Raw genomic sequence first — 637 nt, 5'->3', positions numbered from 1 at the left:
GAAGAGCTTCGGCGACCACAACCTGGATATTACGGCAGGTCATGAAAGTTTTGACAGGACCTTTTCCAGCAATGGCGGTACTGCAACCATACAGGCTGCCAATGGGATCTTTGAGTTCGACAACTTCTCGAACATTGTCGACTTGGAGGGAAATTCCACGAGAAAGAGCATTGAGGGATATTTTTCCAGGGTAAACTACAACTATAAGAACAAGTACTATATCAGTGGTTCCGTAAGGCGAGATGGCTCTTCGGTCTTCGACCGGGACACCAGATGGGGGACTTTTTACTCCGCTGGTGGTTCATGGAGGATAGACCAAGAGGATTTCTTGGTGAACTCAAATGTAGTGAACCAACTGAAGCTCAGGGCATCCTATGGTGAGGTCGGTAACGATGCATTGGGCACGACCGTGGGCGGGGTCTTTGTGAACGATTTCTTCATATCCCAACCCAGGTTCTCGATTACTTCCAATGCCGCCGCCCCCGCTATCATATTCACCGATATCGGGAACTCGGAGCTGCAATGGGAGACCATCGAGAACTTTGACGTGGCACTTGAGTTTGCGCTCTTCAACAATTTCCTGGACGGGTCCGTGGAGTACTATAAAAGAAATTCGACCGACCTGCTGAACCTATTA

1 protein-coding gene is annotated in these 637 nt (G+C 49.1%); it reads left to right on the top strand.

What is annotated here, in order from left to right; all coding sequences use genetic code 11:
• Positions 1-637: TonB-dependent receptor domain-containing protein (locus tag AACP56_RS17920; protein ID WP_339339087.1), on the top strand; the 637-nt coding region annotated here is incomplete at both ends.

The organism is Croceitalea sp. MTPC6 (genome assembly GCF_036985525.1).
In the GTDB taxonomy this organism is placed as follows: Bacteria; Bacteroidota; Bacteroidia; order Flavobacteriales; family Flavobacteriaceae; genus Croceitalea.
Note: the sequence above shows the minus strand (reverse complement) of the source record. Positions and strands in the feature narration are given on the sequence as shown.